Source organism: Carnobacterium sp. AT7 (assembly GCF_000171855.1).
GTDB classification, from domain to species: domain Bacteria; phylum Bacillota; class Bacilli; order Lactobacillales; family Carnobacteriaceae; genus Carnobacterium_B; species Carnobacterium_B jeotgali.
This window is the reverse complement of the sequence record NZ_ABHH01000037.1, coordinates 1-17,127: the sequence shown is the minus strand read 5'-3', so window position 1 is coordinate 17,127 and position 17,127 is coordinate 1. Positions and strand designations below refer to the sequence as shown.

Below are 17,127 nucleotides of genomic sequence, written 5' to 3'. Positions count from 1 at the left end.
ATGACTCATAACTAATCATTCAACCATGTTTAGTTATGCCATACTTTTTGCGGGTGTGGCGGAATTGGCAGACGCACTAGATTTAGGATCTAGCGTTGAAAGACGTGGGGGTTCAAGTCCCTTCACCCGCACCATTTTTTATTTGAATGATTAGTGAAGTACCACTTTAGCCGGCTTAGCTCAGTTGGTAGAGCATCTGATTTGTAATCAGAGGGTCGAGGGTTCAACTCCTTTAGCCGGCATTTTTTGCGAAAGTAGTTCAGTGGTAGAACATCACCTTGCCAAGGTGGGGGTCGCGGGTTCGAATCCCGTCTTTCGCTTACTAGGTTGACTAGTAAGCTCATTCGCAAGAATGAAAACTGTTCTAAAGCCGGGGTGGCGGAACAGGTAGACGCACAGGACTTAAAATCCTGCGGTGAGTGATCACCGTGCCGGTTCGATTCCGGCCCTCGGCACCATTTGCACCCATAGCTCAATTGGATAGAGTACTTGACTACGAATCAAGGGGTTAGAGGTTCAAGTCCTCTTGGGTGCATTTCTTTTGAAAGAAAGAATAAAACCTTATTTAACGGGAAGTAGCTCAGCTTGGTAGAGCACTTGGTTTGGGACCAAGGGGTCGCAGGTTCGAATCCTGTCTTCCCGATTTAAAAATTAGGGGCCTTAGCTCAGCTGGGAGAGCGCCTGCCTTGCACGCAGGAGGTCAGCGGTTCGATCCCGCTAGGCTCCACTTTTTTTAAAATTATTACTTTTATTATGGCGGTGTAGCTCAGCTGGCTAGAGCGTCCGGTTCATACCCGGGAGGTCGGGGGTTCGATCCCCTTCGCCGCTATTATTATTATTTAAAAGATCTTGGACCTTTAGCTCAGTTGGTTAGAGCAGACGGCTCATAACCGTCCGGTCGTAGGTTCGAGTCCTACAAGGTCCATTAATCAGTTAAGATTAAAGTACCCTTGTATCATAATGGAGGATTACCCAAGTCCGGCTGAAGGGAACGGTCTTGAAAACCGTCAGGTGTGTAAAAGCACGCAAGAGTTCGAATCTCTTATCCTCCTTTTTTTTAAAGCTTCATTAATATTATCGCGGGGTGGAGCAGTTGGCAGCTCGTCGGGCTCATAACCCGAAGGTCACAGGTTCAAGTCCTGTCCCCGCAATTTATCTTTTTTAAAAGATAGTTTTTAAATGTAAAAAAGGTCTCGTGGTGTAGGGGTTAACATGTCTGCCTGTCACGCAGAAGATCGCGGGTTCGATTCCCGTCGAGACCGTTTTTGCGAGTGTAGTTTAGTGGTAAAACCACAGCCTTCCAAGCTGTTGATGCGAGTTCGATTCTCGTCACTCGCTTTTTTTATGGGCCTATAGCTCAGCTGGTTAGAGCGCACGCCTGATAAGCGTGAGGTCGATGGTTCGAGTCCATTTAGGCCCATTGAATAAATTAATACTTATTTTTTAGTTATTGGGGAAGTACTCAAGTGGCTGAAGAGGCGCCCCTGCTAAGGGTGTAGGTCGTTAACGCGGCGCGAGGGTTCAAATCCCTCCTTCTCCGTATTATATTTTTTTGTAATTTTATAGGCCCGTTGGTCAAGCGGTTAAGACACCGCCCTTTCACGGCGGTATCACGGGTTCGATTCCCGTACGGGTCATAAACATTTTTGTTTAATTTAATACAGTATCATCTTATCAGTCTTATGGAGGATTACCCAAGTCCGGCTGAAGGGAACGGTCTTGAAAACCGTCAGGTGTGTAAAAGCACGCAAGAGTTCGAATCTCTTATCCTCCTTTTTTTAAATGTTTCATTAATATTATCGCGGGGTGGAGCAGTTGGCAGCTCGTCGGGCTCATAACCCGAAGGTCACAGGTTCAAGTCCTGTCCCCGCAATTTATCTTTTTTTTTAAAGATAGTTTTTAAATGCAAAAAAGGTCTCGTGGTGTAGGGGTTAACATGTCTGCCTGTCACGCAGAAGATCGCGGGTTCGATTCCCGTCGAGACCGTTTAATTAAATATTTGGCCCGGTAGCTCAGTTGGTAGAGCACTTGATTGAAGCTCAAGGTGTCGGCAGTTCGATTCTGTCCCGGGCCATTTCTTGTAATGCGGGTGTAGTTTAGTGGTAAAACCACAGCCTTCCAAGCTGTTGATGCGAGTTCGATTCTCGTCACCCGCTTTTTTTTTTTGGGCCTATAGCTCAGCTGGTTAGAGCGCACGCCTGATAAGCGTGAGGTCGATGGTTCGAGTCCATTTAGGCCCATTGCACTATTTAAAATAATGGCCCGTTGGTCAAGCGGTTAAGACACCGCCCTTTCACGGCGGTATCACGGGTTCGATTCCCGTACGGGTCATAAAATAAACAAAAAAAAGGATTGGAGATTTTTTCTCCGATCCTTTTTTTTGTTTTATCATGGATGCTGCAGTAAGGAAGTGAATCGAAACATCACTACCTATAGTTTATACAAGTGAAAATCCTCCCTTTGAATGTGGTGTCGTAACTTTATTCTAACGGAGATTTTCGCTTGTTTTAATTTTTTGTCATTTTCTATAAAAATAGTGCTGGCGACTTTTAGTCACCAACACTAACTATTATAGAACCTCTAAACGTCACTACCTTTATTTTATATTTAATTTGTATGAATGAATAGAATAACACTAAAGGATATAAAAAAGGCAACTGAATATAACTGTAAAGCTCTTTGTTTAAGTTTCTTAGCAATCAACTCTTCTTTAGAAAAGAGATACTGAATAAGTTTGATGGCAAAAGGTAAAGTAAATAGGATAATAAAGGTTGTTCCTTTGAAAGTAGGAATATAGAAGATAAAACTTATTAGGTAAATGAGTAGTAATAAACCTAATAAAAAACGGTTGAATTTTTTTGTATCTAAAAAAGTAGTATTTGTCTGTTGATCAGTCAATTGTACATTGATCATTGGATAGTTTAGTTGTATTTTCCCTAACTCTACTAAGAATACAACTAGAATTAAAGGAATACTCCAATAAAAGAGGGTAGTCGGAATGAAATTTGCTTGGACATAAAAACTTAAGTAAGTTAGTATACCGCCTTTAAAAATACTGGAAATAGCTAATGTTAGCCAAGTGTATCCTTGTCTAATTAAATAAAAGTGAGTATGGATCACTGCACTATAAAAGAAACAAAGTAGGCCTACTAATGAATGAATTGCGGATGAAAAGTAATAGATGAGCAAAAGATTAATTACTTCAAATACAATAAAGGATATATGGTTAAAAGAAAGAGTAATTTTAGCTGTTTTAAATAAGAAATTTCCTAATAAGTGGTTTATAAAAACGAAACCATATAATAGAATGAATGGAATGAAATTAAATCGAGTATATTGACTAGCATAAAGAGTGCCTGCTAGTAGATAGGATAAAGGAATAATAATAACTAAGAATAAAGGATGATAAAGATACTGTTTGATAGTTCTATAAATAGGCTGCACCAATTAGAAGACTCCTTTTAATTTTTTGTCTATTCTTATTTTACCCAAAATGAGATGAAGGGTACAGGTAAATAATAAATAAGTAAAAATAATTAGTATTAAAGTAATCAGTTATTTATCAAATGTGATAGATTTGATATTAATAAGGCGTAAATTATGGTAGAATGTATGAGGTTTGCAATTCGGATTCCCGAGAGGATTCACTTTTAAAGTGGAGAAGCCTTGTAACCGAAAATTTAAAGGGGGAACAAAGTAATGATAGAAAAAAAATTATTTACTTCTGAGTCTGTTTCAGAGGGACATCCAGATAAGATAGCGGATCAAGTTAGTGATGCTATATTGGATGCGATTTTAACAAAAGATCCGGACGCACGCGTTGCATGCGAAACGATAGTAACAACAGGTTTAGTATTAGTCGCAGGGGAAATCTCTACTACAACGTATGTAGATATCCAAAAAACGGTACGTGATACAATACGCGAAATAGGCTACACAAGAGCTAAGTATGGTTTTGACGCAGATACTTGTGCTGTAATCGTATCTATTGATGAACAGTCAAGAGATATTGCTCAAGGTGTTGATGAGTCTATTGAATCGAAAGAAACGAATCAAGATGAATTAGATCAAATTGGTGCGGGTGACCAAGGTTTAATGTTTGGTTTTGCTGTAAATGAAACACCAGAACTAATGCCATTACCTATTTCATTGAGTCATCGTTTAACAAAACGGTTATCGATCGTTAGAAAAGAAAAGTTGGTCTCTTATTTAAGACCAGATGCGAAAGCTCAAGTTACGGTAGAATATGATGAAAATAATAAACCATTGCGTGTAGATACTATTGTTATTAGTACACAACATCATCCTGATGTAACCTATGAATTATTGAAAAAAGATATGATTGAACTTGTTATTAAACATGAAATACCTAGTGAATTATTAGATGAAGATACTAAGTACTTTATTAATCCAACTGGGCGCTTTGTTATTGGCGGACCACAAGGAGATGCCGGATTAACAGGACGTAAAATTATCGTGGACACTTATGGAGGCTATGCTCGTCATGGTGGTGGAGCTTTCTCTGGGAAAGATCCTACAAAAGTGGATAGATCAGCAAGTTATGCAGCGCGTTATATTGCTAAAAATATTGTCGCAGCTGGATTCGCCGAAAAATGTGAAGTTCAGTTAGCTTATGCAATCGGAGTAGCACATCCAGTTTCTATCGCTATAGATACGTTTGGTACAGGAACGGTAGCTGAATCTCGCTTAATCGAAGCTGTACGAGCTAATTTTGATTTAAGACCAGCTGGTATTATCAAAATGCTAGATTTGCAAAGACCAATTTATAAACAAACAGCAGCTTATGGACATTTTGGACGTACTGATATTGAGTTAACTTGGGAACAAACAGATAAAGTTGACAGTTTGAAAATTTTTTTAGCTGAGTAAGATGTTAAATTAAAATAAGAAAGACCAATGATTTTTTAGTCATTGGTCTTTCTTATTTTTTCATTTGCGATGAGAAAAATAGAATTATTTTTATGATTTAAGAAGTCATAACGTAAGACTGTGCAATCGATTTGAGAAAGGTTATGGACATAAGCATCGTTTAGTCTATTTTATTATTTATTAACCTATATAGAATAAAAAAAAAGCGGCTCATTGTTGTGAGCCGTCTCTTTAACTTTGTTTATTTTTTAAAATTTTTTTGGAATAAATAGCAGCAGAAAGAGATAACCAAGAGCCAGCTAAGCAAAAACCTGCAAGGACATCGGAAGGGAAATGAACACCTAAGTAGATTCGACTGATACCAATAGTAATAATAATGACGGATGCCAAAAGACAAGCTAACAAATTAATCCATTTTTTTTGATTTAGATGGAAAATCAATAAAACAATTCCGCCATAACAAATCAAGGAAGCCATAGAATGACCACTAGGAAAGCTGTAGCCATCTTGTAAAACAAGGTGCTCTATAGTTGGTCGTGTTCTTTGAAAAATGAGCTTAACGACTTGATTTAATACACCCGCTCCTACAGCAACATGAAAAATATACCAATAAGCGGTTTTAAAATCTTTCTTTTTAAAAATGAAATAAAGACTAACAAGAAATGTCAGTAGAATAATAAAGAGTGTTCCTCCCATATCAGTTATATAGGAATAAAAAATGGTTTTTTCAACAGAACGACCAGCTAAAAGGGGAGCAGCAATGAATTGGTCAAAAGTATTGAGCCATTCTTTTTGCTTTGTTACTCCAAAAGCCAAAATACTAAAAGGGATGAGTAGAAGCAGACTGATAAAGAAATAGGTTGAAGTGTAGAATGGTTTATTCGTTGAGGGTCTCATATTTTTATCTCGTACTTTCTATAAAATGTAAAAATTAAATAAACAGGTACCTTAAATAATAATTTTAGCATATTTGAGGCATAGAATAAACTGAAAAGGCTGCTTAACAATAAAGCAAGCTAATGAACTAGTAATTAACTGATAAAAAAGATTTTCTTATCTCTTTTTTAATAGTTGAGGAATATAATTAAGATAGTAGATAAAGGGAGTGAAATACAATGCTGATTGATGACAGTGAATATGCTGAAACAGTAGGTACTTGTCAGATCAAAAGTATTCAGTTTCCAAAAATTATAGTACAAACAGAAAATAATGAAAGTATAGCAATTAATACGACAAAACAACAGCAGACAGACGTTGTTTTTTGGAAATCTATTTCAGACATTATGAATGCTGAGATTTGGATTCCTTATAATAAGGTTACATATTTTCTTTTACAGCAAGATTGGATTTTAGATACATCTTTTGCTTGAAAATAGATGAAAAGGATTTGATGTTTGTATACATCAGATTTTTTTTTATGCTAAATTATTGATCTTGTAACTATTAAACTATATTACGATTGTGTAACGTATATTAAAAAACGGACATCTGTTTAAGTTAACCTTTCATTATAAGGATCGTAAAGATATAATAAAATAGCAATGACTTTATGCAAATCAACTTTAAAAATGTCTAAATAAAAAATAGGAGGTACTCACTTGAAAAAAACAAGAAAAGAAAGAATTTCAGCTGAAAAAAATAAAAAAAGTGTTGATCATTCAGTATATTCTAGCGAATTGATCAAAAAAGGCACAGCTGTTTTTAGCACAACTCTATTAGTGAGCTTACTAGCATTTCCAGCTTTTTCTGCATCAGCTAGTGCAAATGAATTAGCAGGACAAAGCAGCAATGAATTGGAAAAAACACTTGAACAGAATAATGATGTAGATGAAGCAAAAGAAGGTACAAAAGTAGCAGTAGAAACTGGTAGCAGTGAGTACATATCAGAAGATGGTTTAACTGAGAAAGAACAAATAATTAATAAACTTAAGGCACGTATGACAATTGAAGAGTTTGAAGCTTTAGAATTTGACGAATTATCAGTCGAGGAAATTAATGATTTAATTTTAAATGCTCAAGAAACCGAAACCGAAACCGAAACCGATATTGACTCAACGGATGAGTTGAATGCGACTATTCCTGTAGAAACTGATGTAGCAGATGAAGAAATCACAGAACCAAAAGCTGTAGAAGTACCAAATAAAGTTGAAATTAGTGTTCTAGAAAAAGAAATAATAGAAGAAGTAATAGTAGAAGAATCATTAGCAAAAGAAAATAATGATGTTAATGACACAAACATATCAGAAGATGTAGAAGCACCACGTGAAGTGGAAATCAGTATTCCAGAAGAAATAGAAGATACTATTGAACCAGCTGTAGAATCTGAAAAATCAGCAGTAGAACCAGTAGTTGAAAAAGAAAAAGCTATCGTTGAAACGGTTAAAGCGAAAGTTGCTACTCCAAAAGTTGCTGCAACAACTACATCAGCCCAAGTAAAAGCAGTGACAACATCTGTGACAGAAACGGTTAAAGTAGCAACAACTTCTGTAGCAACAGCAAAAACCTACACTGTTAAATCTGGAGATACTTTAAATAAAATTAGCAGTGCTAATGGTGTAACTGTAACACAACTGAAAAAATGGAATAATTTATCTTCAGATCTTATTAAACCTGGACAAGTTTTAGCTTTAAATGAAACAGCAGCTAAAACTACGCCTGTAACCACTCCAAGTAACACAAATGAAGCAATTGCAGGTGCAAAAACACCAGCTGGATTTATTAATGCTGTTTCATCTTATGCAAAACAAGTGGCGGCAAACAATAACTTATACGCTTCAGTCATGATTGCTCAAGCAGCTTTAGAAAGTGGTTATGGCAGCAGTAAATTAGCGACAAGTCCAAACCATAATTTATTTGGTATAAAAGGAAGCTATAATGGAAATAGTGTTACGATGTACACTTCTGAATGGAGTTCTTCAACAGGTTGGATTTATATCCCGCAAAACTTCAAGAAATATCCTTCTTATGCTGAATCATTACAAGATAATGCTAATTTAATAAAAAAGGGTACTTCATGGGATAATAATTATTACGCAGGTGCTTGGGTAAGTAATACGGATAGTGCTTTTGAAGCGACTGCGTGGTTGCAAGGACGTTATGCAACGGACCCAACATATGCTTCTAAATTGAATGCTATTATAAATTCATATAATTTAACACAATATGATACGAAATCTTCAGGAGAGCAACCTCAAACTAATCCTATACCAAATGAGAATACGAATGTCTCAACGCCAAATACAGGAAATACAAGTAGCTCAACATATACTGTTAAATCAGGTGATACATTAACAGGCATCGCTTCAAAATATGGTGTATCCGTATCAGACTTGAAATCATGGAATAACTTGAAGACAGATATGATCTATGTGAACCAAGGATTGACAATTAAAGGCGGCTCAACATCCGGTGGAACGACAACACCAGCGCCAAGTACTGGAAATACAAGTAGCTCAACATATACTGTTAAATCAGGAGATACATTAACAGGCATCGCTTCAAAATATGGCGTATCCGTATCAGACTTGAAATCATGGAATAACTTGAAGACAGATATGATCTATGTGAACCAAGGATTGACAATTAAAGGCGGCTCAACATCCGGTGGAACGACAACACCAGCGCCAAGTACTGGAAATACAAGTAGCTCAACATATACTGTTAAATCAGGAGATACATTAACAGGCATCGCTTCAAAATATGGCGTATCCGTATCAGACTTGAAATCATGGAATAACTTGAAGACAGATATGATCTATGTGAACCAAGGATTGACAATTAAAGGCGGCACAACATCCGGTGGAACGACAACACCAGCGCCAAATACTGGAAATACAAGTAGCTCAACGTACACAGTTAAATCAGGCGATACATTAACGGGCATCGCTTTAAAAAATGGCGTATCCGTATCAGACTTGAAATCATGGAATAACTTGAAAACAGATATGATCTATGTGAATCAAGGATTGACGATCAAAGGCGGCACAACATCCGGTGGAACGACAACACCAGCGCCAAGTACTGGAAATACAAGTAGCTCAACATACACAGTTAAAGCAGGAGATACGTTAACGGGTATTGCTTCAAAAAATGGCGTATCCGTATCAGATTTGAAATCATGGAATAACTTGAAAACAGATATGATTTATGTGAATCAAGGATTGACAATTAAAGGCGGCACAACATCCGGTGGAACGACAACACCAGCGCCAAGTACTGGAAATACAAGTAGCTCAACATACACAGTTAAATCAGGAGATACGTTAACGGGCATTGCGTCGAAAAATGGCGTATCCGTATCAGACTTGAAATCATGGAATAACTTGAAAACAGATATGATTTATGTGAACCAAGCGTTGACAATCAAAGGCGGTTCAACATCCGGTGGAACGACAACACCAGCGCCAAGTACAGGAAACACAAGTAGCTCAACGTACACTGTAAAATCAGGCGATACATTAACGGGCATCGCGTCGAAAAATGGTGTATCCGTATCAGACTTGAAATCATGGAATAACTTGAAAACAGATACAATCTACGTGAACCAAGCGTTGACAATCAAAGGCGGCTCAACATCCGGTGGAACGACAACACCAACGCCAAGTACAGGAAATACAAGTAGCTCAACGTACACTGTAAAATCAGGCGATACATTAACGGGCATCGCTTCAAAAAATGGCGTATCCGTATCAGATTTGAAAAAATCTAATAACTTAACGTCAGATACGATTTATGTTGGTCAAAAATTAATTGTAAAAAGCACGACAACTGCTACAGCACCTGTAAAACCAAATACTAGTAATGTAAAATCGCATAAGGTTGTCAGCAATGATACACTGTGGGATATTGCTCAAAAATACGGTATGTCAGTTTCAGACTTAAAAGCAGTAAATTATTTAAAATCAGATGTTATATTTGTTGGTCAATCTTTGATTATCAAATAAGGATAACAGAGACCAGCCATCAGGTTGGGTCTCTGTTTTTTTTAGCTAAACTAAAAAGGGAGTGTAAATGATGATCGTTACTACAACAACGTCGATTGAAGGCTATGAAATTTCAGCTTATGAAGGAATTGTATTCGGTGAAGTCATCTCTGGGATTAATTTATTCAAAGATATGGGAGCGGGTTTACGAAATATGTTTGGTGGGCGTTCTCAAGGCTATGAAAATGAACTGTTAGAGGCTCGTAGTAAAGCGCTAGAAGAAATGGAAGTAAGAGCTGTAGAACTAGGTGCAGATGCTATCGTTGGAGTGAAAATGGACTATGAAACATTAGGTGCAGATAATGGAATGATCATGGTGACGTGCAGTGGAACAGCAGTGAAAATTAAAAAATGATGTAATTGAGAGAGCAAAAGTCTTATTAGAAATGAACGGACTGCTTTTCTTATTGCTCCAGAGGCTATTTTTTGTTAAAATGAAACCAATAGAAAAAAACAGTGAAAAGGAATAGTAGAAACGATTTTTTTTGAGAGAGTGCATGGGTGGTGGAAATGCATAAAAAAGACTTTTGAACTCGCCTTTAGAGTTGCTTTGTTGAAATAGGAGTAGACAAAGACGTAGCACCTGCGTTAAGGGTATGAGGAGTCTACAATTAATTCGTTTAATTAATGAATAGTTGTAGAAAACATAGGTGGTACCGCGAGTAATGAATTATTTAATCGTCCTATGAGTACAGATAGTCATCTGCATTCATAGGACGATTTTTATTTTGATTAAGAAATGAAAGAGGGATAAATATGAGCTTTAACCATAAAACGATTGAAAAAAAATGGCAAGATTATTGGGCTTCAAATAAAACATTCCGTACAACGGAAGACGCTGAAAAAGAAAATTTTTATGCACTAGATATGTTTCCCTATCCATCAGGACAAGGCTTGCATGTAGGTCATCCAGAAGGCTATACAGCAACAGATATCGTTTCTCGTTTGAAACGTGCTCAAGGATTCAACGTGTTGCATCCAATGGGATGGGACGCATTTGGATTGCCAGCTGAACAATACGCATTAGATACTGGGAATGATCCTGCTGAATTCACTGCGCACAATATCGAAACATTCCGTCGCCAAATCAATTCATTGGGCTTTAGCTACGATTGGGAACGTGAAGTAAATACAACTGATCCTGATTATTACAAATGGACACAGTGGATTTTTACTAAATTATACGAAAAAGGATTAGCTTATGAGGCTGAGGTAGCTGTGAACTGGTGTCCGGCATTAGGAACCGTATTGGCTAATGAAGAAGTAATTGATGGAAAAAGTGAACGTGGAGGACATCCTGTTTTTCGTAAACCAATGAGACAATGGATGTTGAAAATTACAGCGTATGCAGATCGTTTGTTAGATGATCTAGAGTTAGTAGATTGGCCAGAAAGCATTAAAGATATGCAACGCAATTGGATTGGAAAATCAATTGGAGCAAATGTAGTCTTTACTGTTAAAGATACAGATCATAAATTTACGGTCTTTACGACTCGTCCAGATACTTTGTTTGGTGCAACTTACAGTGTCTTAGCTCCAGAATTAGAGTTAGTCAAACAAATTACGACTCCTGAACAAGAAGCTGAAGTAAATGCTTATGTTGAAAAAGTTAGTTTAAAGAGCGATTTAGACCGAACAGATTTGAATAAAGATAAAACAGGAGTGTTTACTGGTGCTTACGCTATTAACCCTGTAAACGGCAAAGAAATCCCGATTTGGATTGCTGATTATGTATTAGCGTCATATGGAACTGGTGCAATCATGGCTGTTCCAGCACATGATGAACGTGATTATGAATTTGCAAAAACTTTTGATTTAGATATTCTTCCTGTACTGGAAGGTGGAGATGTAGCAAATGCTGCCTTCACTGAAGATGGTCTACACATCAACTCTGACTTCTTGAATGGTCTTGGAAAAGAAGAAGCGATTGATAAAATAAATAACTGGTTAGAAGAAAATAGTGTTGGTAAAAAAGAAACGACTTATCGTTTACGTGACTGGTTATTTGCCCGTCAACGTTATTGGGGAGAACCTATTCCAGTTATCCATTGGGAAGATGGTACGTCAACAACGTTACCTGAATCTGAATTGCCATTAATATTGCCAAAAACAGATGAAATCAAACCTAGTGGAACTGGTGAATCTCCATTAGCAAATATTACGGAATGGGTAAATGTTGTCGATCCTGAAACAGGAATGAAAGGACGCCGTGATACAAATACTATGCCACAATGGGCAGGTAGCTCATGGTACTTCTTACGTTTTATCGATCCTAAAAATAAAGAAATGCTAGCAGATCCAGAAAAATTAAAACAATGGTTACCAGTGGATATTTATATTGGTGGAGCTGAACATGCTGTATTGCATTTGTTATATGCTCGTTTCTGGCATAAATTCCTTTATGATATTGGTGTTGTTCCAACTAAAGAACCCTTCCAAAAATTATACAATCAAGGAATGATTTTAGGCGGAAATAATGAAAAAATGTCTAAATCAAAAGGAAATGTTGTAAATCCTGATGACGTTGTAGAAAAATTCGGTGCAGATACATTACGTATGTACGAAATGTTCATGGGACCTTTAGATGCTTCAATTGCATGGAACGAAAACGGATTAGAAGGAAGCCGCAAATTCTTAGATCGTGTATGGCGTTTGATCATGGATGAAGAGGGCAAAGTTCGCGACCGTATTACAACGTTTAATGATGGATATCTTGATGTTGTTTATCACCAAACGGTTAAAAAAGTAACAGAAGATTTTGAACAATTGCGTTTCAATACGGCAATTTCTCAAATGATGGTCTTTGTTAATGAAGCCTATAAAGCCGACGCATTGCCAGTAGATTATATAAAATCTTTTGTTCAATTACTTGCACCCATCGCACCACATATGGGAGAAGAATTGTGGGCTCATTTAACAAATAGTAATGAAAGTATTTCTTATGTTGCTTGGCCTACATTCGATGAAAAATTCTTAGTTGAAGATGAAATTGAAGTTGTATTCCAAGTTAATGGAAAGTTAAAAGCAAAAGCTCAGGCAGCAAAAGAAATCTCTAAAGATGATTTAGAAAAATTAGCTATGGGTAATGAAAAAATCAAAGAAGCCATTGAAGGAAAAACGATTCGCAAGGTGATTGTTGTTCCTGGAAGATTGGTAAATATTGTAGCGAATTAAGCTGATTTCCAAGTAGGTTTTAAACGAATTATGGGTATAAGAAAAAAAGGGATGAGACTTTTGTCTTGTCTCTTTTTCATTCAACTACCGTAAACAGAATTTAATTTTTCTTTAAAGTTAAGTGTGAGAGGTCCTTTAAGCATTGCAACCCACTTAGTTAAGAAGTAAAATAGAACCTGATATACAAAAGTATGAGAGTAGGTTTTTGAGTCATGTCAAAAGATACAGTCAATGATAATAAAATTGAACAACCGAAAAAAGAAATGAGTTCACAAGATAAAATGATCAGTGGATCAGCTTGGATGACAGGTGGAAGTATTTTATCTCGATTATTAGGAGCTCTCTACATTATTCCTTGGATGGCTTGGATGGGGAATCAAGATATAGCAGAATCAGCAAACGCACTTTATACAATTGGGTACACACCGTATGCTTTATTTTTAAATATTGCAACAGCTGGCGTTCCATCCGCAATTGCTAAACAAGTTTCTTATTACAATAGCTTAAATGAATACGAAATAAGTCAAAATATTTACAAAAAAGGGTTACAAATAATGGCTGTTACAGGTGTCGTGTCGGCATTAATTATGTATGTTGCGGCGCCGTTTATAGCAGCAAGCAGTCCAAATGTTTCGGTTGAAAATGCCACACAGGTTATTCGTTCACTAAGTTGGGCATTACTGATTATTCCTTGCATGAGTGTAACTCGTGGATATATTCAAGGGCATCACGTGATGAAGTATTCAGCTATTTCACAATTTATTGAACAATTAGCTCGTGTTATTTTTATGCTGGCTGCAGTGTTTTTGATTCGTAAAGTATGGAATGGTTCAGTAGTAAATGCGGTTTCTGCTTCAACATTTGCAGCCGTTATTGGTGCTGTTTTTAGTATTGGGTATTTGTTCTACATTATTTGGCGCAAAAAACCAGAGTTAGATGAACGCGCATCTCAAAGTTTGAATAAAGTAAGTATTTCTACAAATGAAATTTTTAAATCGATTATCCGTACTGCTGTTCCGTTTATCATTATTGGTTCAGGTATTACGCTTTTTCAAATGATTGATCAATTTACGTTTCAACAAATTATGATTCGGATTTCTGAATTGTCGCCAAAACAAATTGTGAATAATTATGGAGTGGCTTCAGGAAATGTTAATAAATTGATTATGATTGTCATCTCTTTTGGTGGATCAATGGCAATCACATCTGTTCCGTTAATTTCAGAGTTGATAGCTAAAAATGATTTTAAAAAAATTGCTCGTCAAATCAGCGACAGCCTGCAATTATTTTTCTTTATTATGCTGCCGGCTTCAATTGGAATGATGATAGTAGCTGAACCTTTATACACGGTTTTCTATGGACATAGCGATTTTGGAACAACCTCATTACAAGTCGCTTCTTTTATGAGTTTATTCTTAGGATTGTTTGTCCTTATGGGATCAACTATGCAAGCTGCAAACCAAACAAGGCCCGCACTATGGGCACTAGTCATTGGGCTAGTTGTAAAATTAGCATTTCAATATCCAATGTTGGCAATAGTCGGTACAAATGGAATGTTTGTTTCTAATATCTTTGGATTTGGTGTCACAGTCTTCATAATGTTAAGAAAGATGTATAAAGTTACGCATTTTGATGTTGGATTAGTTAGTAGACGTATATTATTGATGGTAATCATCACTTTAGCGATGGCTGTTGTGACGTTTGTCGTTAAAGAAATGCTTTACTTAGTAATGAATCCAACCAATCGAACAAGTGCACTTTTGGTAATGGGTATTTCAGTTTTATTTGGCGGTGGAGTTTATATGTATGCTTCTTTAAAAACACGTTTAGCGGATCGTTTATTAGGAGCTCGTGTTACAGGTATAAGAGCTAAACTGCACATTAAATAAAAGAAACTAGTTGAGACAAAAAAAGTTTCAACTAGTTTTTTAATTAATTGTTTTAAAAGAATGGAGCAAAGAAAATGCGATTGGATAAACTGTTAGCCAATATGGGATTTGGAACAAGAAAAACGGTGAAAAATGTATTGAAAGCAAAAGAAGTAACTGTAAATGGATTAGTTGAAAAAGACGGAAAAACTCACGTGAATCCAGAGACAGATAAAATCGAGGTTTCAGGAGAAGTCATCCAATACCAAGAATTCATGTATTTTATGTTGCATAAACCACAAGGAGTTGTGAGTGCAACGACAGATCATGTGCATAAAACAGTCATTGATTTGCTACAGCCGCAAGACCAAGTCATGGATCCGTTTCCCGTGGGCAGACTAGATAAGGATACAGAAGGTTTACTGATTTTAACCAATGATGGAACGTTAGCACACAACTTGCTTTCCCCAAAAAAACATGTGGATAAATGTTATGAAGCCATCATTGAAGGAGTAGTTGATGAACAAGATGTTCAAGCATTTGAGAATGGTATAACGTTAGATGATGGATTTAATTGTCAATCAGCTAAATTAGAAATACTATCTGTAGATTTTGAAAAAGAAAGCTCTGTTATTCAAGTCACGATACACGAAGGAAAGTTTCATCAAGTTAAGCGTATGTTTGAAGCTGTAGATAAATCTGTTATTTATTTGAAGCGTTTGTCTATGGGGAGCTTACAATTAGATGAAACCTTAGAACTAGGTGAGTACAGACAACTGACAAAAGAAGAATTAGCTAGTTTAAAAGATAACTAAATACTAAAAAAAGGAATCAAGGTTTTTACCTTGATTCCTTTTTGCGTCTATTGAGAAAAATCAGATCTATCAGGTGACTCTGTTGGAGGGAAATCTTCTTCGATTTCTAAATCTCCAGCAGTGTGAATGGCTGAATCTAAGTCTTTGTCATCATAATCTAAATGTTGTGTTCGAGTAGAACGTGTTTGTTTTTCACCTCTAGCTAGATCAGTTGGAACGTTTTCTGGTATAAAATCTGGGTCTGATGGATCATGTTCAATGATGCGTTTTACCATATATACCACTCCTTTTTAATCTGAATGATGGAGCTGACTAGATTATAAATGAGTATACTTGGAAAGGAAAAAGATTACAATTCATACGATAAGATTTGTTAAAGAGGAATAAAACGCTAATAACCAGATAGAAGACCAATGAAATTAAAAAATGAACTTTGTAGAGAATTCTTTCATTACAAAAGGGATATTAGCAATAATTTGTGTTGGAAGAACAACATATTGCTTTTTAGCTAAATCATCTCCAATTTTACTGTGCAAGAAAACAGCAGTAATGATAGCAAAACGATTATTTTTAAATTGAGCACTAAATCCAGCAATCATACCCGCTAATGCATCTCCCATACCGCCAGTTGCCATTGCAGGATTGCCTAGACTATTTTTCCAAACTTCATCTAAAAAGTAGATTTCTGTGCGCGCTTGTTTTAAAACGACTGCAGCCTTTAATTCTTTACGGGCTTGAATGTTTAAGGTCTCATTCTGTTCAGTCGGTTTTAAGTGAGAAAGCTTTTGCCACTCGCCTAAATGAGGCGTATAGATTGTTTTAGCTATCGGTGTCTTTAAGTTGTTTTTAGCCATTAAAGTGATGGCACTGCCATCAATAATTAAGTAGTGTTCTTTTGTGACGGATGCTAAAACGGACTTTAAAATAGCTAATGATTCAGAAGAGAGACCTAGTCCGGGACCAATGACAATAACGGTTGCTGTTGCGAGCTGTTTAAGCAATCGATCTGCATCATACATATCAAAGACCATTGCTTCTGGCAGCCGTGCATGTAAAGCCGTATGATTTACTTTAGCTGTTGCGACAGTAACTAACCCAGCTCCACTATAAACGGCAGCACTAGCAGTAAGAATGATAGCTCCGCCCATGTCTTCGTTTCCGCCTATTACAAGCACACGACCATAATCAGCTTTATGACTCTCTTTTTTTCTTTTGGGAATCATGCCTTGAATGGCTTCTGAATTTATTTCTTTCACTTAAGACCCTCCAATAATTTAAACTTACACTCTCATCGATTATAGAACGAATGCTTATTTTTTGCACGAAACTTCTTCTACTAAGTAGATAGCAAAAAAATTGGACTAGACGTTGGTCTTAGAAACGAAAAGTGATATGATA

Annotated in this window: 11 protein-coding genes, 23 tRNA genes, 1 riboswitch and 1 other annotated feature; of the genes, 30 read left to right on the top strand and 4 right to left on the bottom strand. The window is 36.6% G+C overall.

The annotated features are described in order from the left end of the window. Positions 1-49 precede the first annotated feature (49 nt). From CAT7_RS10730 to CAT7_RS10620, 23 genes are all read left to right on the top strand, one after another. Positions 50-134: transfer RNA gene (locus CAT7_RS10730), tRNA-Leu, on the top strand. A gap of 35 nt (positions 135-169) precedes the next feature. Continuing rightward, a tRNA-Thr gene (locus CAT7_RS10725) sits at positions 170-242 on the top strand. A 6-nt stretch (positions 243-248) separates the two neighbouring features. Further along, positions 249-320 (top strand) — tRNA-Gly (locus CAT7_RS10720). A 49-nt stretch (positions 321-369) separates the two neighbouring features. Continuing rightward, a tRNA-Leu gene (locus CAT7_RS10715) sits at positions 370-458 on the top strand. 3 nt (positions 459-461) lie between these two features. Then, positions 462-535 (top strand) — tRNA-Arg (locus tag CAT7_RS10710). Positions 536-569: 34 nt separating this feature from the next. Next, positions 570-643 (top strand) — tRNA-Pro (locus tag CAT7_RS10705). 11 nt (positions 644-654) lie between these two features. Continuing rightward, positions 655-727 (top strand) — tRNA-Ala (locus CAT7_RS10700). A gap of 28 nt (positions 728-755) precedes the next feature. Next, positions 756-829 (top strand) — tRNA-Met (locus CAT7_RS10695). A gap of 22 nt (positions 830-851) precedes the next feature. After that, positions 852-925: transfer RNA gene (locus CAT7_RS10690), tRNA-Ile, on the top strand. Between the two features lie 37 nt (positions 926-962). Then, positions 963-1,052 (top strand) — tRNA-Ser (locus CAT7_RS10685). Between the two features lie 26 nt (positions 1,053-1,078). Then, positions 1,079-1,151: transfer RNA gene (locus CAT7_RS10680), tRNA-Met, on the top strand. Between the two features lie 38 nt (positions 1,152-1,189). Next, positions 1,190-1,262: transfer RNA gene (locus CAT7_RS10675), tRNA-Asp, on the top strand. 5 nt (positions 1,263-1,267) lie between these two features. Beyond that, a tRNA-Gly gene (locus CAT7_RS10670) sits at positions 1,268-1,338 on the top strand. Positions 1,339-1,346: 8 nt separating this feature from the next. Then, positions 1,347-1,420: transfer RNA gene (locus CAT7_RS10665), tRNA-Ile, on the top strand. 32 nt (positions 1,421-1,452) lie between these two features. Beyond that, positions 1,453-1,540 (top strand) — tRNA-Ser (locus CAT7_RS10660). A 25-nt stretch (positions 1,541-1,565) separates the two neighbouring features. Then, positions 1,566-1,637: transfer RNA gene (locus CAT7_RS10655), tRNA-Glu, on the top strand. Positions 1,638-1,684: 47 nt separating this feature from the next. Next, positions 1,685-1,774 (top strand) — tRNA-Ser (locus CAT7_RS10650). A gap of 26 nt (positions 1,775-1,800) precedes the next feature. Then, positions 1,801-1,873: transfer RNA gene (locus CAT7_RS10645), tRNA-Met, on the top strand. 40 nt (positions 1,874-1,913) lie between these two features. Then, positions 1,914-1,986: transfer RNA gene (locus tag CAT7_RS10640), tRNA-Asp, on the top strand. A 15-nt stretch (positions 1,987-2,001) separates the two neighbouring features. Next, positions 2,002-2,074, top strand: a tRNA-Phe gene (locus tag CAT7_RS10635). 11 nt (positions 2,075-2,085) lie between these two features. Then, a tRNA-Gly gene (locus tag CAT7_RS10630) sits at positions 2,086-2,156 on the top strand. A 10-nt stretch (positions 2,157-2,166) separates the two neighbouring features. Further along, positions 2,167-2,240, top strand: a tRNA-Ile gene (locus CAT7_RS10625). 19 nt (positions 2,241-2,259) lie between these two features. Next, positions 2,260-2,331: transfer RNA gene (locus CAT7_RS10620), tRNA-Glu, on the top strand. 276 nt (positions 2,332-2,607) lie between these two features. On the opposite strand, the gene CAT7_RS10615 is transcribed toward CAT7_RS10620, so the two are convergent. Next, entirely contained in the window at positions 2,608-3,444 is an 837-nt protein-coding gene (locus CAT7_RS10615; protein ID WP_007725482.1) for a hypothetical protein, read from the bottom strand. Positions 3,445-3,614: 170 nt separating this feature from the next. Then, positions 3,615-3,702: riboswitch (SMK box riboswitch) on the top strand. On the opposite strand from CAT7_RS10615, the gene metK reads away from it, so the two are divergent. Then, positions 3,700-4,890, top strand: coding sequence for a methionine adenosyltransferase (gene metK, locus CAT7_RS10610; RefSeq protein ID WP_007725481.1), 1,191 nt, complete (start codon positions 3,700-3,702; stop codon positions 4,888-4,890). Its footprint overlaps the riboswitch before it by 3 nt. 231 nt (positions 4,891-5,121) lie before the next feature. Here the strand turns inward: metK and CAT7_RS10605 are convergent, their stop codons facing one another. Continuing rightward, entirely contained in the window at positions 5,122-5,787 is a 666-nt protein-coding gene (locus tag CAT7_RS10605) for a phosphatase PAP2 family protein (RefSeq protein ID WP_007725479.1), read from the bottom strand. Between the two features lie 218 nt (positions 5,788-6,005). Between CAT7_RS10605 and CAT7_RS10600 the strand changes: the two genes are divergently transcribed. From CAT7_RS10600 to CAT7_RS10575, 6 genes are all read left to right on the top strand, one after another. Continuing rightward, positions 6,006-6,260, top strand: coding sequence for a hypothetical protein (locus CAT7_RS10600; protein ID WP_007725477.1), 255 nt, complete (start codon positions 6,006-6,008; stop codon positions 6,258-6,260). 228 nt (positions 6,261-6,488) lie between these two features. Next, entirely contained in the window at positions 6,489-9,833 is a 3,345-nt protein-coding gene (locus CAT7_RS12625) for a LysM peptidoglycan-binding domain-containing protein (RefSeq protein WP_007725475.1), read from the top strand. A 70-nt stretch (positions 9,834-9,903) separates the two neighbouring features. Next, positions 9,904-10,227: a putative heavy metal-binding protein gene (locus tag CAT7_RS10590; protein ID WP_007725473.1), complete on the top strand. Its 324-nt coding sequence runs from the start codon at positions 9,904-9,906 to the stop codon at positions 10,225-10,227. Positions 10,228-10,319: 92 nt separating this feature from the next. Beyond that, positions 10,320-10,561: a binding site (T-box leader), on the top strand. Positions 10,562-10,628: 67 nt separating this feature from the next. Further along, complete coding sequence (gene leuS / locus CAT7_RS10585) at positions 10,629-13,046, top strand: leucine--tRNA ligase (protein ID WP_007725471.1); 2,418 nt, start codon at positions 10,629-10,631, stop codon at positions 13,044-13,046. 212 nt (positions 13,047-13,258) lie between these two features. Next, on the top strand, positions 13,259-14,935 hold the full coding sequence (locus CAT7_RS10580; RefSeq protein WP_007725470.1) for a putative polysaccharide biosynthesis protein: 1,677 nt from the start codon (positions 13,259-13,261) through the stop codon (positions 14,933-14,935). A 74-nt stretch (positions 14,936-15,009) separates the two neighbouring features. After that, positions 15,010-15,729: a pseudouridine synthase gene (locus CAT7_RS10575; protein ID WP_007725468.1), complete on the top strand. Its 720-nt coding sequence runs from the start codon at positions 15,010-15,012 to the stop codon at positions 15,727-15,729. Between the two features lie 47 nt (positions 15,730-15,776). Here the strand turns inward: CAT7_RS10575 and CAT7_RS10570 are convergent, their stop codons facing one another. Continuing rightward, positions 15,777-16,004 (bottom strand): hypothetical protein, encoded by a 228-nt coding sequence (locus CAT7_RS10570; protein ID WP_007725467.1) that lies wholly within the window; start codon positions 16,002-16,004, stop codon positions 15,777-15,779. A gap of 144 nt (positions 16,005-16,148) precedes the next feature. Next, entirely contained in the window at positions 16,149-16,985 is an 837-nt protein-coding gene (locus CAT7_RS10565) for an NAD(P)H-hydrate dehydratase (RefSeq protein WP_007725466.1), read from the bottom strand. Positions 16,986-17,127: the final 142 nt, after the last annotated feature.